Raw genomic sequence first — 17062 nt, forward strand, 5'->3', positions numbered from 1 at the left:
AACCATACATTTCTATAGGTTTATGTTTTGCAGGAAAGAAGGAGAAGAATATCATGAACAAAAAACTGGCAAAACTTGGAGCGGCAACGCTTCTTGTCGCAGGTGCCGGAAGCATGCTGATGAAAAAGAGCGGCATGAAATCCGGAAATCCGGAAACAAAAGCACAGCGTGAGAAGGAACTGAAAGAGTTCCGCAACACCGAACGCGGCAGGCAGGCCAAAAACAGCAAGGGCATTTACTATTCCAACGGCAACTACGAGGCATTCGCGCGTCCGGAGAAGCCGGAGGGTGTAGATGAGAAATCCGCCTATATCGTGGGAAGCGGCCTGGCGGCTCTGGCAGCGGCCTGCTTTTTAGTACGCGACGGCCAGATGAAGGGTGAGCATATCCATATTCTGGAGGCTATGGATATTGCAGGTGGTGCCTGCGACGGTATTGAGGATCCGCTTCGCGGCTATGTAATGCGCGGCGGCCGTGAGATGGAAGACCATTTTGAGTGCCTGTGGGATCTGTTCCACAGCATCCCATCCCTGGAGACACCGGGGGCTTCCGTGCTGGATGAGTATTACTGGCTGAATAAGCACGATCCGAACTATTCCCTCTGCCGTGCCACGAAAAACCGCGGTGAGGATGCCCATACGGATGGTAAGTTCAACTTAAGCCAAAAGGGCTGCATGGAGATCATGAAGCTGTTCTTCACCCGTGACGAAGATCTGTATGACAAGACGATTGAGGATGTGTTCGATGACGAAGTCTTCGGTTCCACCTTCTGGCTGTACTGGCGCACCATGTTCGCTTTTGAGACCTGGCACAGCGCCCTGGAGATGAAGCTGTATTTCCAGCGATTTATCCATCACATTGGCGGACTTCCGGATTTCTCCGCGCTGAAGTTCACCAAATACAATCAGTATGATTCCCTGATCCTGCCGATGCAGAGATACCTGGAGGACGCAGGCGTGCAGTTCCAGTTCAACACCCGCGTGACCAACGTACTGTTCGATATTGAGGGCGCGAAGAAGACTGCGAAGAAGATCGTCTGCACCGTAAATGGCATGGAGACTGAGATTCCGTTAACGGAGAAGGATCTGGTATTTGTCACCAACGGAAGCTGTACCGAGGGCACCATCTACGGCGATCAGAACCACGCTCCGGTGGGAGGCGCGGAGAAGCGCGTCAGCGGCTGCTGGGAGCTCTGGAAAAACATTGCAAAGCAGCATGAGTCCTTCGGACATCCGGAGAAATTCTGCACCAATATCGAAAAAACTAACTGGGAGTCCGCGACCGTCACAACGTCGGATGACAAGATCATTTCCTATATCCAGAAGATCTGCAAACGTGATCCGCGAAGCGGCCGCGTGGTAACCGGTGGTATTGTCAGCTGTCAGGATTCCAAATGGCTCTTAAGCTGGACCATTAACCGCCAGGGGCAGTTCAAAACCCAGAAAAAGGAAGAAGTATGTGTCTGGGTATACAGCCTCTTCACCGATGTGCCGGGCGACTACATCAAAAAGCCGATGAAGGAGTGTACCGGTAAGGAAATCACTGCAGAGTGGCTGTATCATCTGGGAGTTCCGGTAGAGGAAATCGATGAGCTGGCAGAGAATCACGCAGTCTGCGTGCCGACCATGATGCCATATATCACCGCATTCTTCATGCCGAGAAGAAAAGGCGATCGTCCGGACGTGATCCCGGATGGCTGTGTAAACTTCGCGTTCCTGGGCCAGTTTGCCGAAACCCCGCGCGACACCATCTTTACCACCGAATACTCTGTCCGCACTGCCATGGAGTCTGTATATGGCCTGCTGGGCGTAGACCGCGGCGTACCGGAGGTATGGGGAAGCGTCTACGATATTCGGAATCTCTTAGACAGCACAGTCAAACTGATGGACGGCAAGTCTCCGCTTGAGATGGAGCTTCCGGGACCACTTAATATGTTAAAGAAGCCGCTTTTAAAGAAATTAAAGGGAACGGTGATTGAGAAAGTCCTGCGGGATCATGATGTGATCCGCGACGGGATGATCTGAAATTAATATTGTGAAGTAATATGAATGCCGGGCGAGCACTCAAAATGGTGCCGCCCGGCATTCACTTTAACAGAAGCAGGTTTTTATTTAGAATTTTTCTGCGTGGTTTGCTGCTTTATAAATCTGGTAAATCGTTTCTTCTCCCAGAAGCTGGAAGGTTCCAATCGTCCTGGTGCGGTGGTAAGTGCAGCGGTATGCGAGATCGCGGAGGATTCCATCATCCTGGACCCCGATATCCTTATTTTCTTCCAGGGAAGCTGGCATGCCGATGGAGCGGAAGAATGCTACCGTTTTATCAATGCCGGACAGAGCAGCTTTGGTATCATCTGCTTCTGCGATACCCCATACGTTTCTTGCGAAACGCGCGAAGCGGGACGGTTTTGTCTGATAAACAGTCTTCGCCCAGGAACCCCAGACGGTAGCCAGAGAAGCACCGTGAGCGGTGTCAAACATGGCGGAGAGTTCATGCCCGAGCTGGTGTACCGCAAAATCCTTCATGCCGCCGAGACCAGTCAGGCCATTGTGGGAGAGCGAACCGGCCCACATCAGTTCGCTCATGGAATCATAATCCTCAGGATTCTTTACAGCAATACGTCCCTGGGCGATGACGGTGCGCAGAAGTGCCTCAGCAATAGCATCGGTCAGTTCGTTTTCTAAAGGATTAAAATACCGGTCCATCGTGTGCATCATGATATCAGTTACGCCGCAAGCCACCTGATAAGGCGGGAGTGTCATGGTCAGCTCCGGATTCATGATAGCAAAACGCGGGCGGTTTAACTCCGTGCCAAGTCCGCGCTTGACACCGGTTGCGAGATTGGTCAGAACCGCGGAATCACTGGATTCACTTCCTGCCGCGGAGATGGTGAGAACAGCACCAACCGGAAGCGCGTGGTGGGGCGTTTTTTCTCTGGTCCAGAATTCCCAGATGTCGGTCGGGGCGTTTGCGGCGCCGATGGCAATGGCCTTTGCGGTGTCAATGACAGAACCGCCGCCGGCTCCGATCACAAAATCCGCATTGGATTTCAGAGCCAGCTTTACGCCTTCTCTGGCATGTTCCAGAGTTGGGTTTGCCTTGGCACCGCCAAAGAGTTCATAGGGAATCTGCGCTTCCGTCAGTACCTGGCAAAGCTGGTTTAACAGGCCGCTGCGTTCAATGCTTCCGCTTCCGTAGACAAGAAGCACGCGGTTTCCACCGTATTTGCGGATCTGCTCTGCCAGCTGCAGCTGAGTGTCTTTTCCAAAAACAATTTCCGTTGGAGAATGATATGTAAATGCATGCATGATAAATCCCTCCTTTTTCTGAAGAATATCATAACATGAATGCTCGCAAAATTCCAGCGGATTCATTATGGCTCATGCGTTGCCCGCGATTTCATCCAGTGAACCAAACCGATATCCCATTTCTTCCCATTTTGTCAGGAGTTCATCTAAAATTTCCCCATTTGTTTTTGAGGTGCTGTGCAGCAGCACAATGGCTCCGGGGTGGATGCGGCCCAGCAGCTTCTTAAAAGCTTCCTCATGGGTCGGCTGTTTGTTTTCGTACCAGTCCACATAGGCGAGGCTCCAGAAAAAGGTATGGTAGCCCATCTCTTTTGCCATCTTTAGATTCGATTCGCTGTATTTTCCCTGGGGCGGGCGGTAGTATTTTTTCATGGTCTGCCCGGTGATTTCCTGATATTTCTGCTCCAGCCTCGAAAGCTCTTCTGAAAAAGAGGACTGGTCCGCAATCTTTGACATATCCGGGTGATGCCATGTGTGGTTGCCTACAGTGTGGCCTTCTGCCATCATACGTTTTACCAGATCCGGGCTGGTTTCCAGATAATTACCAACCAGAAAGAAAGCGGCAGGGGCATGATGCTTTTTCAGGGCATCGAGGATGGCTTCTGTGTTCCCATTTTCATATCCGGCATCAAAGGTGAGGTAGAGGACGGATTCGGTGGTATCGGCAATGTAATGGGCCTGGAACTGTTTTAAGTAGTCCGAGGTAGCGTTGGCCACAGGCGGTTTTCCTTCCTGCTGAAAGCTCAGGCCCCAGTTTTCACAGGAAGCTGAGACCGGCAGGAAATCTGTGGAAAGAGAAGAAAATGAGGAAATCGTATGGGCCAGAACATTTCCGGCAAAGAAGGAGCACAGAAACAGGGTGGCTGCAGCAGCCAGTCGTTTGCAGACCCGACGTTTGGGGTGCGGAAAAAATGGCATGAACGCATCTCCGATCAGAAGTTCTTCTTTCTATATTTATGGAAGAGATGAGCATTTCAGAATCAGTTGTAGCTCCTATAGCACAGAAACCACAGCCCGTAACAAAAATAGCATGACAAGATTAAGAAAGTTGTCATGTTTCAGGAAACGAATGTATGCTATAATGCCTAAGGAATAGCACAAGAAGTATAAGAAAACATGGGGAGAATATTTTACATGAAGCATAGAAATAAAATACAGATTCTGGGCCTGGGGCTTGCGCTGGCCCTTTCTCAGGCCAGCGGCGCATTTGCGTCAGCAGGAACAGTAACCGTGGGAAAGGCGCCTGGGGAGACCTCAGCACTGGCTGAAACCAGTGCGGCACAGACCCAGGCGGGACAAAGCACTTCCGGAAATGTTGTGACGGCGGGAAACAGTAAGGTTTCTGACCGCCCGGTTGTGCTTCCGGCAGCAGATGGAGCTGCGGCCGAGGCAGATATCAAACAGCCTGAGGTAGCAGCGGAAGGAGCTGTTTTGTTAAACGCTGCTACCGGTGAGGTCCTTTATGGCAAGAATCAGGACCAGCAGTTTTATCCGGCCAGCATTACGAAGGTCATGACGGCTCTGGTGGTTCTGGAACATTGTAACCTGAATGATACCGTCACTTTCTCAAAAACAGCCACCACAAATCTGGAATCCGGCGCGGTGGCGCTTGGTGTATCTGAGGGAGACCAGCTGACAGTAGAGCAGTCCCTGTACGGTCTTTTATTAAAATCCGCTAACGAGATCGGAAATGGACTGGCAGAGCATGTATCGGGCAGCGTCAGCGCGTTTGCGGATCTGATGAACACAAAAGCAAAGGAGCTTGGCTGCAAAAATACGCATTTTGCGAACCCGCATGGCCTGAATAACGAAAACCACAAGACAACACCTTATGATATGGCGCTGATCCTTAGGGCGGCGGTGGCTAATGATACGTTCCGCAGGATCGATACCACCACGTCCTACGAGTTCCCGGCCATCAAAAATGCCGGGGCCCGCACCATCACGATGGGACATAAGATGATGTATAAAACGGATTCCCGCTATTATGAAGGCATCATTGGCGGAAAGACCGGATATACTTCCAAAGCAGGCAATACACTGGTAACGGCGGTAGAACGGGACGGTGTGCGCTTCATTGTGGTGGTCATGAAGGCAAAAGGAACCCATTACACCGATACGAAGGCGATGCTGGATTACGGTTTTGCGCTGCATGCCGCAGGCAAAATCTGATTATCAGTATGCTTGTCAGAAGAAAACCAGAAAGGTTTGAGTGAGTTTGAATACAGAAATGAAAATCCTGTCGGCTGTTGTGGCCGGAGGTGCTGCAGCGGCAGCTGTTGGCCTGGTCCGCTCCGGGTATGAGCGCAGGCATTTTGTGGTGGAAGAAACTGCAATTTATTCCGAGAAGATCCGTAATCCGAGGACACTGGTGTTTCTGACAGATCTTCACGATAAAGAATTTGGAGAGGCCAACGGGCAACTGCTTGCCTCAATCCGCAATATCAGGCCGGATGTGATTCTGATTGGCGGTGATGTGATGGTTGCGAAACCCGGAAAAGCAAATCTGGAAGTGACAAGACGTTTTCTGGATGGCCTGTGTCAGCAGCAGACGCAGATAACCGGAGAAAATTCCGGAAAGCCCTATCGCATTTATTATGGAAATGGCAATCACGAACAGCGTCTTGGACGAGAGTCGCAAAACTATGGGGAGATGTACCGGGAATTCCGCCGGATCTTAAAAGAACGGAATATCTCGTATCTCTCGGACCGCTCTGTTCATTTAAATGAAGAAATCAGCATCAGCGGCCTGAATCTGGATCCAGCCTGTTATCGGGATTTTATCCCGGCCCGCATGAAAACGGACTATCTGGAACGGCATCTGGGTCCTGCGGATACTACGCGTTTTCAGATTCTTCTGGCACATTCTCCGCTTTATTTTGAGCAGTATGCGGACTGGGGCGCAGATCTGACATTGTCCGGCCATTTCCACGGAGGGACCATCCGCCTGCCCTTTGTAGGCGGCGTGATGACACCGCAGTATCAGTTTTTCCATCCGTACTGTGCCGGTGAGTTTGAAAAAGATGGAAAATATATGATCGTGGGACGGGGGCTTGGCACCCATTCCATCAATATCCGGTTCTGTAATCGACCACAGCTTCTTGTGGTACGTCTCCTGCCAAAGCAGGATGAACCGGAAGAAGATAGGTAAGATAGATTGATAAACCTCTGTTTTGTATGTTCGCATAACCTGTGAACGCAATATTTACAGAACAGGGGTTTTTTGTTATACTGTAATATACGTGTCTTTCTGCCTGAAAGACAGAGAAATGAAAGAATGGCTGGTCCAGGAGGTATTTGGGAACGGAACATGACAATTTCTTATAAACTGGAGAAGTTTGAAGGCCCGCTGGACCTTCTTTTACATCTGATTGAAAAAAATAAAGTAGATATTTACGATATCCCCATTGTAGAAATCACAAAACAGTATCTGGACTATGTGAACCAGATGGAAAAAGAAGATCTAAACATTGTCAGTGATTTTCTGGTTATGGCGGCCACACTCCTTGATATCAAGTCCCGCATGCTGCTTCCGGATCTGGAGACAGAGGAAGGCGAGGAGGAAGACCCGAGAGCAGAGCTGGTAGCGAGGCTTCTGGAATACAAAAAATATAAGCTTATGGCACAGGAGCTGGCAGACATGGAAGAGGAAGCGGGAGATGTCCTGTTCAAAATGCCGACCGTACCAAAAGAAGTTGCGAAATATGAGCCGCCGGTGGATCTGGACAAACTGTTAGATGGTCTGACCCTTGCAAAGCTGCAGCGGATTTTTGATTCTGTCATGCGGCGCCAGAAGGAGAAGATCGATCCGATCCGAAGCAAATTCGGAACCATCAAACGGGAACCCATCAGTCTGGAAACGAAAATCATGGATGTGATGCATTACGCCAGAAAACACCGCAAATTCAGCTTCCGGCAGATGCTGGAACGCCAGCGGGACAAGCTGGAAGTGGTGGTGTCCTTTCTGGCTATCCTGGAGCTGATGAAGATCGGCAAGATCCATCTCACCCAGGAACACACCTTTGATGATATGTGGATTGAGACACTGGAGCAGGAGGGCGAAGAAGGCGAGCTGGAGCTGGAAGACTTAAGCGGCCTGGAAGGATAGAATATATGGGTGATTTTTTTGATGAAGACGATGGCCAGTACCGGACAGAAGACTGGGAAGCCATCGTGGAAGCGGTTTTATTTACCATGGGAAATTCCGTGGAATTAAAACAGCTTGCTGTTGCCATCGGGCAGAGTGAGGAGATTGCAAAACGTGTGGTCCTGCATCTGCAGAAACGATATGAGGAAGAAAAACGTGGCATGCGCATTCTGGAGCTGGAAAACGCTTACCAGATGTGCACCTGCGCGGATTATTATGAGAACCTGATTCGGGTAGCTGCCACACCGAAAAAACATGTGCTGACGGACGTGATCTTGGAAACGCTGTCCATCATCGCTTACCGGCAGCCGGTCACGAAGATGGAAATCGGAAAGATCCGCGGCGTCAATTCCGACCATGCGGTGAATCGTCTGGTGGAATACGGCCTGGTCTATGAAGCGGGAAGACTGGATGCGCCTGGCCGGCCGGCACTGTTTGCCACCACGGAGGAGTTTTTGCGCCGGTTTGGTGTCAGCTCCATGGTGGATCTTCCTACTATGAACCCGGAGCAGGAAGAAGAGATCATCCAGGAAGTGGAAGAGGAGCTTCAGATGAAGCTTGGCGCGCAGGAAGATGCAGACGGCAGCGAACCGAAATCTGTATCTGAGGCTGTGGAAGAAGTGCTGAAAGAGCGTGATGAGGAGGAAGAATCATATGATGCAGAAGATCAGAATTAAATATTTTTACGATGACATGGAAAAATTAACTTATATTGACGGCAAATCCGACTGGATCGATCTCCGGGCGGCAGAAGATGTTGAGATGAAGGCAGGGGAGTTTAAACTGGTGCCGCTTGGAATTGCCATGGAACTTCCGAAGGGCTACGAAGCCCATGTGGTTCCGAGAAGCAGCACCTACAAAAACTTCGGCATTATCCAGACGAATCATATGGGTGTCATCGACGAGAGCTACTGCGGAGATAATGATCAGTGGTTTTTCCCGGCCTATGCGCTTCGCGATACGAAGATCAGCAAGAATGACCGTATCTGCCAGTTCCGCATCATGGAACACCAGCCGGCTATTTTATTTGAAGAAACCGATTCCCTGGACCATGAAGACCGGGGCGGCATCGGAAGTACCGGAAGAAGGTAGAAAGCATGGAAAACAGACAAAATACAGAACGGCGCGCATACTCTTCGGTCCGTGCAAGACAGATCGCACGCCGCCGCAGACAGCGCCGGAGACGCCGCCGTCAGATGATTGCGGCCCTTGTGGCAGTAGTTTTACTGGCCGGAGGCGGAGCATATGGCGCCCGTCAGGCGTGGCTTCAGAAACATCGTCAGGAATACGCAGAGCAGGGGCTGGCCTGCCTGGAAAGCCAGAACTATGCCCAGGCTGTTACCGCGTTTGATGATGCCATTGCGCTGACCCATGGACGCATCGGCACCTTTGAGATCCAGATGATGCTTTACCGGGCCGAGGCCCAGTACCGCAGCGGAGATTACCAGTCTGCCCTTGCGGCCTACGAGACGCTTTACGCGAAGGATGACAGCAATGAAACCTGCAAGGCCGGACTTGCTCTTTGTCTCCTGGAAACAGGGGATTATGACCGTGCAAAGAGTCTTGGCGTGATCCAGGGTCAGGTGTACAGCCGCATCGCAAAAGACCAGATTAATGCAGGAAACTATGATGACGCTTTAAGCACCATTGAGACCGGTTTCTCTGAGGCAGGTGCCGATGAGGTGGGCCGCGAAGAGCTGACCTACAATCAGGCTGTTGCCTGGGAGTATAAAGGCGATTACAAAAAGGCACTGGAAATTCTGGAAAGCTACGACCAGAAATACACAGCTGAAGGAAACGCAGCCCGGGAGCTGGCATTTTTAAAAACCCGTCAGGGCAACCATTAGGAGTAAAAAACATTTATGGCAGAATTATTTGATATGAAAGAAATTGAGGAGCGGGTAATCCTCATTGCCGTCAGCACGGACGATGAAGACGACACCCGCGCTTCCCTGGATGAGCTGGAAGAGCTGGTCAAGACTGCAGGCGGCGTTACCGTGGACAAGATAATCCAGAACCGGGAACGCATTCATCCGGGTACCTATCTTGGAAAAGGAAAAATTGATGAGGTGCGGGAGCGCATCTGGGAGCTTCAGGCTACCGGCGTGGTTTGCGATGATGAGCTTTCCCCGGCGCAGCTGCGCAACCTGGAAGACGCGCTGGATACCAAGGTCATGGATCGTACCATGGTCATTCTGGATATTTTCGCGTCCCGTGCTACGACAAGTGAGGGTAAGATTCAGGTTGAGCTGGCCCAGTTAAAATACCGGGCGGCAAGACTGGTAGGCCTTCGGAGTTCCCTTTCCCGTCTTGGCGGCGGCATTGGTACCAGAGGACCGGGTGAGAAAAAGCTGGAGATGGACCGCCGTCTCATCCACGAGCGTATCGGCCAGTTAAAATCCGAGCTGGAAGAAGTGAAGCGCCACCGTGATGTGATCCGCAAGCAGCGGGAGAAAACCCACACTCCGGTAGCAGCCATTGTCGGATATACCAATGCGGGTAAATCCACCCTCTTAAACCGCCTGACGGATGCTGGCATTCTGGCAGAGGATAAGCTGTTCGCGACCCTAGATCCCACCACCCGCAATCTGGAGCTGGAGAGCGGACAGCAGATCATGCTGACGGATACCGTCGGTTTTATCCGAAAGCTCCCTCATCATCTGATCGAAGCCTTCAAGAGCACCCTGGAGGAGGCCAGGTACAGTGATATCATCCTGCATGTGGTGGACTGTTCTAATCCGAATATGGATATGCAGATGCACGTGGTGTATGAGACGCTGCGGGAGCTGAAGGTGGAGGACAAGATCATTGTCACCGTGTTTAATAAGATCGATCAGAAGGAAGACGGTGAGTTCCCAAGAGATCTTCAGTCCGACTATCAGGTGCAGATTTCCGCAAAGACCGGAGCAGGCGAACAGGAACTTCTGGATACACTGGAGCAGATCCTGCGCAGCCAGAAGGTGTATCTGGAGCGCGTGTTCCCCTATCAGGAGGCGGGCAAAATCCAGACAATCCGCAAGTACGGTGAGCTGCTGAGCGAGGAGTATCAGGCAGACGGCATTGCAGTGAAGGCATATGTTCCGGCGGAACTGTTCGGAAGCCTGATTGTGACAAAATAACAGAAGAGTAAGTTTATTTGAGGGTCCGGCAATGCCGGGCCCTCGTGTGTTGTCCAGATCAGGCTTTACGCCCCATACAGCTCCCCAATCCCGGACACTCCAACATAAATATGCGAGATCTTATACCAGGTGGCGAAGTCCACGACGCCGGTCTGGGGCAGGCCGAAGATGGACTGGAATTCCCGCACAGACGCGGCGGTAGCCGGACCGTAAACACCATCAGCATTTACCCGCGGAATTGCGGTATAGACAGTGGCAATGGCATCTAACTGTTCCTGCAGCTGCATGACCTTCTGGCCGGAGGATCCGATGGTCAGATCGTAGCCGGGCCAGGAAGCCGGAATGCCGGAGATTTCTTCCGCGGTATTGATGTATATGCTGTCTCCGTAATAGTGGCGCAAAATTTCAATGGGGCTGTAACCGCGTTCGCCCAGGGCGCAGGACCCCCACTGGGTCATCCAGCCACGCTGCAGACACTGCACCTGTCTGCCATCACAGTACTGGGTTAAAATTGGCTGGCGCACACCAGGGCGGGATAAATAGTTGTCAAAGATTTCATCCACGATCACAGAAATGCTCTCAAAGATATTCCGCCCGGGAATCCATTTGTGGTCAAAGGCGGTGGAAGAGGTGATGGTGAAGTCATATCCGCGATTCCGATAATGCTCCGTATAGACCCGGTTCAGGGTAAAACTCATGATGGCCAGGACATTGGCAGTGATGGAGGCCTGGGGCCAGGTGGCATAGATCTCGCTGGATGCCACATTTTTGATGTAGTCCCGGTAGGGAACATAATAGTTTTCCGCATTGCTGTTGGGAGGCCCGTCATGTACTACAATGGTCTGGGGAACCACCACGCGGCTTAATACAATCTCCCCACTCTCATTCACCGGCTGAATTTCATTTTCCGCGATCTTGGGCGGATAATTGCCGTACAGCGTGTGTTCCGGGATGATGACCGGGTTTTCTACCGGCTCTGTATCTGTCTCTGGTTCCATGCGGATGGGCTGAATGGCTGTGGCGTCCGGAAGCACTTCGGTCCCTTCCACGGATACCGGCCGGAAGCCTGGTGCTTCCACTGTAATGTTGTAATCCGAATAGGGCTGGCCCTCGCCAGGGCGGAGGCTGTATTCTGGCGGCGGTGCGGCCAGAGCCACTTCCTCGGTCTGACCGGATGCATTGGTGGACAGTTCCTCTAATGGAGCCGCAGGTTCCCCGGAATATGTGATGGTGACTTTGGCATTCCGGATTGGAAAGTTGTTCTGGATATTTACGACATTGACCTGTAAGAGACCGCTGGAGGAGAGTTCCGTTGATGCGGTGCGGATGGATTTTGGCATGGGAGAACTCCTTGAAGATGAAAACTCGCTTATCATAACAGGATATGCAGGGGAGCTGAGGAGTGTGAGAGAGCAGCCATTCTGCCGGAAATCATGCAGCAATACATGAACAAATGCGGAATGTGGCAATATAAAACAATAAAACAGGATAACTAAAAATAAGAATGTATAAAAATAAATCAGCTTGCATGTGCCCTGTATATCATGTATAATTCTATCAATTTGGGCGGACGACAGTGTATACAAGACAGTCGAAAAGAAGCTCAAAAAGAAACACCCCACATAATACGGATGAAAGAAAGGATAGGTACTCCCCCATGAAAGCATTTCTTATTCTGGAAGATGGCACCGTGTTCGAGGGAACCAGCATTGGCTCCACCCGCGAAGTCATCAGCGAAATCGTATTCAATACCTCTATGACCGGTTATCTGGAGGTCCTGACTGACCCGTCTTACGCAGGACAGGCTGTTGTTATGACTTACCCGCTTATCGGCAATTATGGTATTTGTTATGAGGATATGGAGTCTGGCAGACCATGGCCGGACGGATATATTGTCCGCGAGCTGTCCCGTATTCCCAGCAATTTCCGCAGTGAGGATACCATTCAGAATTTCCTGGAAAAATACGACATCCCGGGCATCAGCGGCGTAGACACCCGTGCACTCACCAAAATCTTGCGTGAGAAGGGCACCATGAACGGCATGATCACCACCAAGCAGTATGATGATCTCACCGACCCGATCACCCGCATGCATGCGTACACCGTAACCGGTGTCGTAAAAAAGACCTCCTGCAAAGAAAAGTACATCCTTCCGGCATCCGACGAATTTGAGAAGCCGATCAAAAAGGTAGCGCTTCTGGATCTTGGAGCCAAGCGCAACATCGCCCGTTCCCTGGCAAAGCGTGGCTGTGAAGTCACCATTTACCCCTGTGATACAACTGCAGAAGAAATCCTCGCATCCCATCCGGATGGCATTATGCTGTCCAATGGCCCTGGAGATCCGAAGGAAAATGTGGAGATCATCAAAGAGATCCGCAAGCTGTACGAGTCTGATGTGCCGATTTTTGCCATCTGCCTTGGGCACCAGCTTATGGCACTGGCTACCGGAGCTGATACCTTCAAATTAAAATATGGCCACCGCGGCGGCAACCATCCGGTTAAGGATGCCGAGACCGGACGTGCTATTATCTCATCCCAGAACCATGGCTACGCGGTCGATCCGAAGAGCCTTGACCCGAATATTGCCATTCCTGCATTCACGAACGTGAATGACGGAACCAATGAGGGCCTGAAATATGTCGGTAAGAACATCTTCACCGTGCAGTACCATCCGGAAGCCTGCCCGGGACCGCAGGACTCCGCGTACCTGTTCGACCGCTTTATTAACATGATGGGAGGAAATAACTAATGCCGAAGAATCCTGATATTAAGAAAGTTCTTGTACTTGGATCTGGCCCGATCGTCATCGGCCAGGCTGCTGAATTTGACTATGCCGGAACCCAGGCCTGCCGTTCCTTAAAGGAGGAGGGCATTGAGGTTGTTTTGTTAAACTCCAACCCGGCAACCATTATGACCGATAAAGACATCGCAGACCGCGTTTACATCGAGCCGCTGACCCTGGAAGTGGTAGAACAGCTCATCAAAAAAGAAAAGCCGGACAGTGTGCTCCCGACCCTGGGCGGCCAGGCCGGATTAAACCTTGCCATGGAGCTGGAAGAAGCAGGCTTCTTAAAAGAGAATAACGTCCGCCTTATCGGTACCACTGCTTTGACCATCAAGAAGGCCGAGGACCGTGAGATGTTCAAGGAAACCATGGAGAAAATCGGCGAGCCGGTGGCTCCGTCTGATATCGTGGAGAACGTGGAAGATGGTCTTCGCATCGCGGATAAGATCGGCTATCCGGTTGTGCTTCGTCCGGCATACACCCTGGGCGGCAGCGGCGGCGGTATTGCCGATAATCCGGAACAGTGCCGTGAGATCCTGGAAAACGGCCTGCGTCTTTCCCGTGTGGGACAGGTCCTGGTAGAACGCTGCATCGCAGGCTGGAAGGAAATTGAGTACGAGGTAATGCGCGACAGCGCCGGCAACGTGATCACCGTCTGCAACATGGAAAACCTGGATCCGGTTGGCGTGCACACCGGTGACAGCATTGTAGTGGCTCCGTCCCAGACTTTGGGTGATAAAGAGTACCAGATGCTCCGTACTTCCGCGCTGAATATCATCAGTGAGCTGGGCATTACTGGTGGCTGTAACGTACAGTATGCCCTGCATCCGACCAGCTTTGAGTACTGTGTCATCGAGGTAAACCCGCGTGTAAGCCGTTCTTCCGCGCTGGCCTCTAAGGCAACCGGCTACCCGATCGCAAAGGTGGCAGCAAAGATTGCCCTGGGCTACACTCTGGATGAGATCAAGAATGCCGTTACCAAAAAGACCTACGCAAGCTTCGAGCCGATGTTGGACTACTGTGTCGTCAAGATGCCGAGACTTCCGTTTGATAAATTCATCAGCGCAAAGCGCACTCTTGGAACCCAGATGAAGGCAACCGGTGAGGTTATGAGTATCTGCACCAACTTTGAGGGTGCCCTTATGAAAGCCATCCGTTCCCTGGAGCAGCATGTAGACTGTCTGCTTTCCTATGATTTTACCGGTCTGGACCGCGATGAGCTGATCGAACAGCTTCATGTAGTAGATGACCGCCGGATCTGGGTTATCGCAGAGGCGTTGCGCCGCGGTATTTCTTATGAAGAAATCCATGATATCACCAAAATCGACTACTGGTTCATCGATAAGCTGGCTATTATTGTAGAGATGGAGAATGCGTTAAAGAATGGCCCGCTGACCCCGGTGCTTTTAAAGGAAGCAAAACGCATCGAATTCCCGGACAATGTCATTTCCAGACTGACCGGCGTTTCTCAGGATGAGATCAAGGCCATGCGCCACGCAAACAACATCCGTGCCGCTTACAAGATGGTAGACACCTGCGCAGCAGAGTTCGCGGCAGAAACCCCGTATTATTACTCCTGCTTCGACGGTATCAGCGAGGTAGAGGAGGAACATAAGAAGAAAAAAGTTCTGGTACTTGGCTCCGGTCCGATCCGTATCGGCCAGGGTATCGAGTTTGACTTCTGTTCCGTACACAGCACCTGGGCATTCGCCAGGGAAGGCTATGAGACCATTATTGTTAACAACAACCCGGAGACCGTAAGTACCGACTTCGATATCGCGGACAAGCTGTATTTCGAGCCGTTAACCCAGGAGGATGTGGAGAGCATTGTAGACATTGAGAAGCCGGACGGCGCTGTCGTTCAGTTCGGTGGACAGACTGCCATCAAGCTGACCGAGTCCCTGATGAAGATGGGGGTTCCGATTCTTGGTACTGCGGCAGAGAATGTGGACGCAGCAGAGGACCGTGAGCTCTTCGATGAGATCCTGGAGAAATGCCAAATCCCGAGACCGTCCGGACATACTGTATTTACCGCTGAGGAAGCAAAGAAAGCAGCTAATGACCTGGGCTATCCGGTTCTGGTAAGACCGTCCTACGTTCTTGGCGGACAGGGTATGCAGATCTGCATCAACGACAACGATATTGACGAATTCATCGGCATCATCAACCAGATCGCGCAGGATCATCCGATCCTTGTAGATAAATATATTGTAGGTAAGGAAATCGAGGTCGACGCCGTATGTGACGGTACCGATATCCTGATTCCGGGCATTATGGAGCACATCGAGCGTACTGGCGTGCATTCCGGAGACAGTATCTCCGTATATCCGGCACCGAGCATTACCCCGGAGATCGAGGCAAAACTGGTGGATTACACCGAGAAGCTGGCCCGGGCGCTGCATGTCAAGGGCATGATCAACATTCAGTTCATCGTGGCAGATAACGAAGTTTACATCATCGAGGTAAACCCGCGTTCCTCCAGAACCGTGCCGTACATCAGCAAGGTAACCGGAATTCCGATTGTTCCGCTGGCTACTCAGGTCATCTGCGGTCATACCTTAAAAGAGCTTGGCTACGAGCCGGGACTGCAGAAGAAGGCTGATTACATTGCCATCAAGATGCCGGTATTCTCCTTCGAGAAGATCCGCGGCGCAGACATCAGCCTTGGCCCGGAGATGAAGTCCACCGGTGAGTGCCTGGGTATCGCAAACACCTTCAATGAAGCTCTGTACAAGGCCTTTGAGGGCGCAGGACTGAAGCTGCCGAAGCATAAGAACATGATCATTACCGTACGTGATTCCGAGAAGGAGAACGTGGTTCCGATCGCAAGACGGTTCCAGAACGTAGGCTACAAGATTTTTGCAACCCGCGGTACTGCAAAAGTCTTAAATGAAAATGGCGTAAAGGCATTCACGGTACGAAAGCTTGAGCAGGAGTCTCCGAATATCATGGATCTGATCTTAGGTCATGAGGTTGATCTGGTCATCGATATCCCGCAGCAGGGCGCAGAACGCAGCCATGACGGTTTCGTGATCCGCCGCAATGCCATCGAGACCGGTGTCCATGTTCTTACCAGTCTCGACACTGCCGGAGCCCTGGCAACCAGCCTGGAGAACCGCGCGAAGGAGCTGACCCTGATTGATATCGCGAAGATAAAACCGGTCACCTACAACGCCATCGAGCGTGTGGAAAAATTCTTAAAGGACGCAGGCACCTATTATCTGGCGACCACAGAAGGTGACCAGCCGCGTGTACGTCCCTTCGGCACTGCGCATATCTTTGAGGATAAGCTGTACATCCAGACTGGAAAGGTGAAGGATGTTTCCAAACAGCTGCATGCCAATCCAAAAGCAGAGATCACGGCCTTCAAGGATGGTGAGTGGATTCGCGTAACCGGAGAACTGGTGGAGGATGACCGCAGAGATGCGCGGGAGTCCATGCTGAATGCTTATCCGTCCTTACGGAGTATGTATTCTGAGGATGATGGAAATACCGAGGTATTCTACTTTAAGAATGCGGCCGCAACCATTTCCGCGTTCACGCATGCACCGGAAGTGCTTAAATTTTAAATGAGATTTCAAAAGCCCCCGGGATTCCAGATATGGAATTCCCGGGGCTTTTGCTTTGACATAGGACAGGAAAAATTCCCCCATCTTGTCTTTTGCGGAAAATTAGATTATAATTTCCTTTATATGCAACAATGTCT

13 protein-coding genes are annotated in these 17062 nt (G+C 51.3%); 10 read left to right on the top strand and 3 right to left on the bottom strand.

The features are described from left to right. Positions 1–53 precede the first annotated feature (53 nt). A complete protein-coding gene (locus DWY84_RS02850; protein WP_118530678.1) occupies positions 54–2024 on the top strand; it encodes an oleate hydratase in 1971 nt (656 codons plus the stop codon). A gap of 87 nt (positions 2025–2111) precedes the next feature. Here the strand turns inward: DWY84_RS02850 and DWY84_RS02855 are convergent, their stop codons facing one another. Further along, complete coding sequence (locus DWY84_RS02855; protein ID WP_118530808.1) at positions 2112–3305, bottom strand: iron-containing alcohol dehydrogenase; 1194 nt, start codon at positions 3303–3305, stop codon at positions 2112–2114. Between the two features lie 72 nt (positions 3306–3377). After that, positions 3378–4223 carry a polysaccharide deacetylase family protein gene (locus DWY84_RS02860; RefSeq protein WP_118530680.1) on the bottom strand — a complete coding sequence of 282 codons (846 nt, stop codon included), beginning with the start codon at positions 4221–4223 and terminating at the stop codon, positions 3378–3380. A 216-nt stretch (positions 4224–4439) separates the two neighbouring features. Here DWY84_RS02860 and DWY84_RS02865 point away from each other — a divergent pair, with 216 nt between their 5' ends. The 7 genes from DWY84_RS02865 (at position 4440) to hflX (ending at position 10571) form a co-directional block, all read left to right on the top strand. After that, positions 4440–5477: a D-alanyl-D-alanine carboxypeptidase family protein gene (locus DWY84_RS02865; protein WP_347560747.1), complete on the top strand. Its 1038-nt coding sequence runs from the start codon at positions 4440–4442 to the stop codon at positions 5475–5477. Between the two features lie 40 nt (positions 5478–5517). Beyond that, a complete protein-coding gene (locus DWY84_RS02870; RefSeq protein ID WP_347560748.1) occupies positions 5518–6456 on the top strand; it encodes a metallophosphoesterase in 939 nt (312 codons plus the stop codon). Between the two features lie 159 nt (positions 6457–6615). Continuing rightward, positions 6616–7413, top strand: coding sequence for a segregation/condensation protein A (locus DWY84_RS02875; RefSeq protein ID WP_118530685.1), 798 nt, complete (start codon positions 6616–6618; stop codon positions 7411–7413). A 5-nt stretch (positions 7414–7418) separates the two neighbouring features. Further along, positions 7419–8129 carry an SMC-Scp complex subunit ScpB gene (scpB, locus tag DWY84_RS02880; protein WP_118530686.1) on the top strand — a complete coding sequence of 237 codons (711 nt, stop codon included), beginning with the start codon at positions 7419–7421 and terminating at the stop codon, positions 8127–8129. After that, positions 8110–8544, top strand: coding sequence for a dUTP diphosphatase (locus DWY84_RS02885; RefSeq protein ID WP_347560753.1), 435 nt, complete (start codon positions 8110–8112; stop codon positions 8542–8544). The genes scpB and DWY84_RS02885 overlap by 20 nt, the downstream gene beginning before the upstream one ends. Before the next feature lie 5 nt (positions 8545–8549). After that, a complete protein-coding gene (locus DWY84_RS02890; protein WP_118530689.1) occupies positions 8550–9299 on the top strand; it encodes a tetratricopeptide repeat protein in 750 nt (249 codons plus the stop codon). Between the two features lie 15 nt (positions 9300–9314). After that, entirely contained in the window at positions 9315–10571 is a 1257-nt protein-coding gene (gene hflX / locus DWY84_RS02895; RefSeq protein WP_118530690.1) for a GTPase HflX, read from the top strand. Between the two features lie 65 nt (positions 10572–10636). Here the strand turns inward: hflX and DWY84_RS02900 are convergent, their stop codons facing one another. Then, positions 10637–11911 (bottom strand): peptidoglycan-binding protein, encoded by a 1275-nt coding sequence (locus tag DWY84_RS02900; RefSeq protein ID WP_118530692.1) that lies wholly within the window; start codon positions 11909–11911, stop codon positions 10637–10639. 317 nt (positions 11912–12228) lie between these two features. Between DWY84_RS02900 and DWY84_RS02905 the strand changes: the two genes are divergently transcribed. Together DWY84_RS02905 and carB are read left to right on the top strand one after the other, a co-directional pair. After that, on the top strand, positions 12229–13320 hold the full coding sequence (locus DWY84_RS02905) for a carbamoyl phosphate synthase small subunit (protein ID WP_118530693.1): 1092 nt from the start codon (positions 12229–12231) through the stop codon (positions 13318–13320). Continuing rightward, positions 13320–16925 (top strand): carbamoyl-phosphate synthase large subunit, encoded by a 3606-nt coding sequence (gene carB / locus DWY84_RS02910; RefSeq protein ID WP_178716649.1) that lies wholly within the window; start codon positions 13320–13322, stop codon positions 16923–16925. The genes DWY84_RS02905 and carB overlap by 1 nt, the downstream gene beginning before the upstream one ends. The last annotated feature ends 137 nt before the right edge of the window (positions 16926–17062 follow it).

This window comes from Clostridium sp. AF27-2AA, from assembly GCF_003478505.1.
Classification (GTDB): Bacteria; Bacillota; Clostridia; order Lachnospirales; family Lachnospiraceae; genus Brotaphodocola.

Bases quoted from the DNA above. Each gene is read 5' to 3' on its own strand.
- DWY84_RS02850 (WP_118530678.1), top strand. From the start codon at position 54: ATGAACAAAAAACTGGCAAAACTTGGAGCGGCAACGCTTCTTGTCGCA.
- DWY84_RS02855 (WP_118530808.1), bottom strand. From the start codon at position 3,305: ATGCATGCATTTACATATCATTCTCCAACGGAAATTGTTTTTGGAAAA.
- DWY84_RS02860 (WP_118530680.1), bottom strand. From the start codon at position 4,223: ATGCCATTTTTTCCGCACCCCAAACGTCGGGTCTGCAAACGACTGGCT.
- DWY84_RS02865 (WP_347560747.1), top strand. From the start codon at position 4,440: ATGAAGCATAGAAATAAAATACAGATTCTGGGCCTGGGGCTTGCGCTG.
- DWY84_RS02875 (WP_118530685.1), top strand. From the start codon at position 6,616: ATGACAATTTCTTATAAACTGGAGAAGTTTGAAGGCCCGCTGGACCTT.
- scpB (WP_118530686.1), top strand. From the start codon at position 7,419: ATGGGTGATTTTTTTGATGAAGACGATGGCCAGTACCGGACAGAAGAC.
- DWY84_RS02885 (WP_347560753.1), top strand. From the start codon at position 8,110: ATGCAGAAGATCAGAATTAAATATTTTTACGATGACATGGAAAAATTA.
- DWY84_RS02890 (WP_118530689.1), top strand. From the start codon at position 8,550: ATGGAAAACAGACAAAATACAGAACGGCGCGCATACTCTTCGGTCCGT.
- hflX (WP_118530690.1), top strand. From the start codon at position 9,315: ATGGCAGAATTATTTGATATGAAAGAAATTGAGGAGCGGGTAATCCTC.
- DWY84_RS02900 (WP_118530692.1), bottom strand. From the start codon at position 11,911: ATGCCAAAATCCATCCGCACCGCATCAACGGAACTCTCCTCCAGCGGT.
- DWY84_RS02905 (WP_118530693.1), top strand. From the start codon at position 12,229: ATGAAAGCATTTCTTATTCTGGAAGATGGCACCGTGTTCGAGGGAACC.
- carB (WP_178716649.1), top strand. From the start codon at position 13,320: ATGCCGAAGAATCCTGATATTAAGAAAGTTCTTGTACTTGGATCTGGC.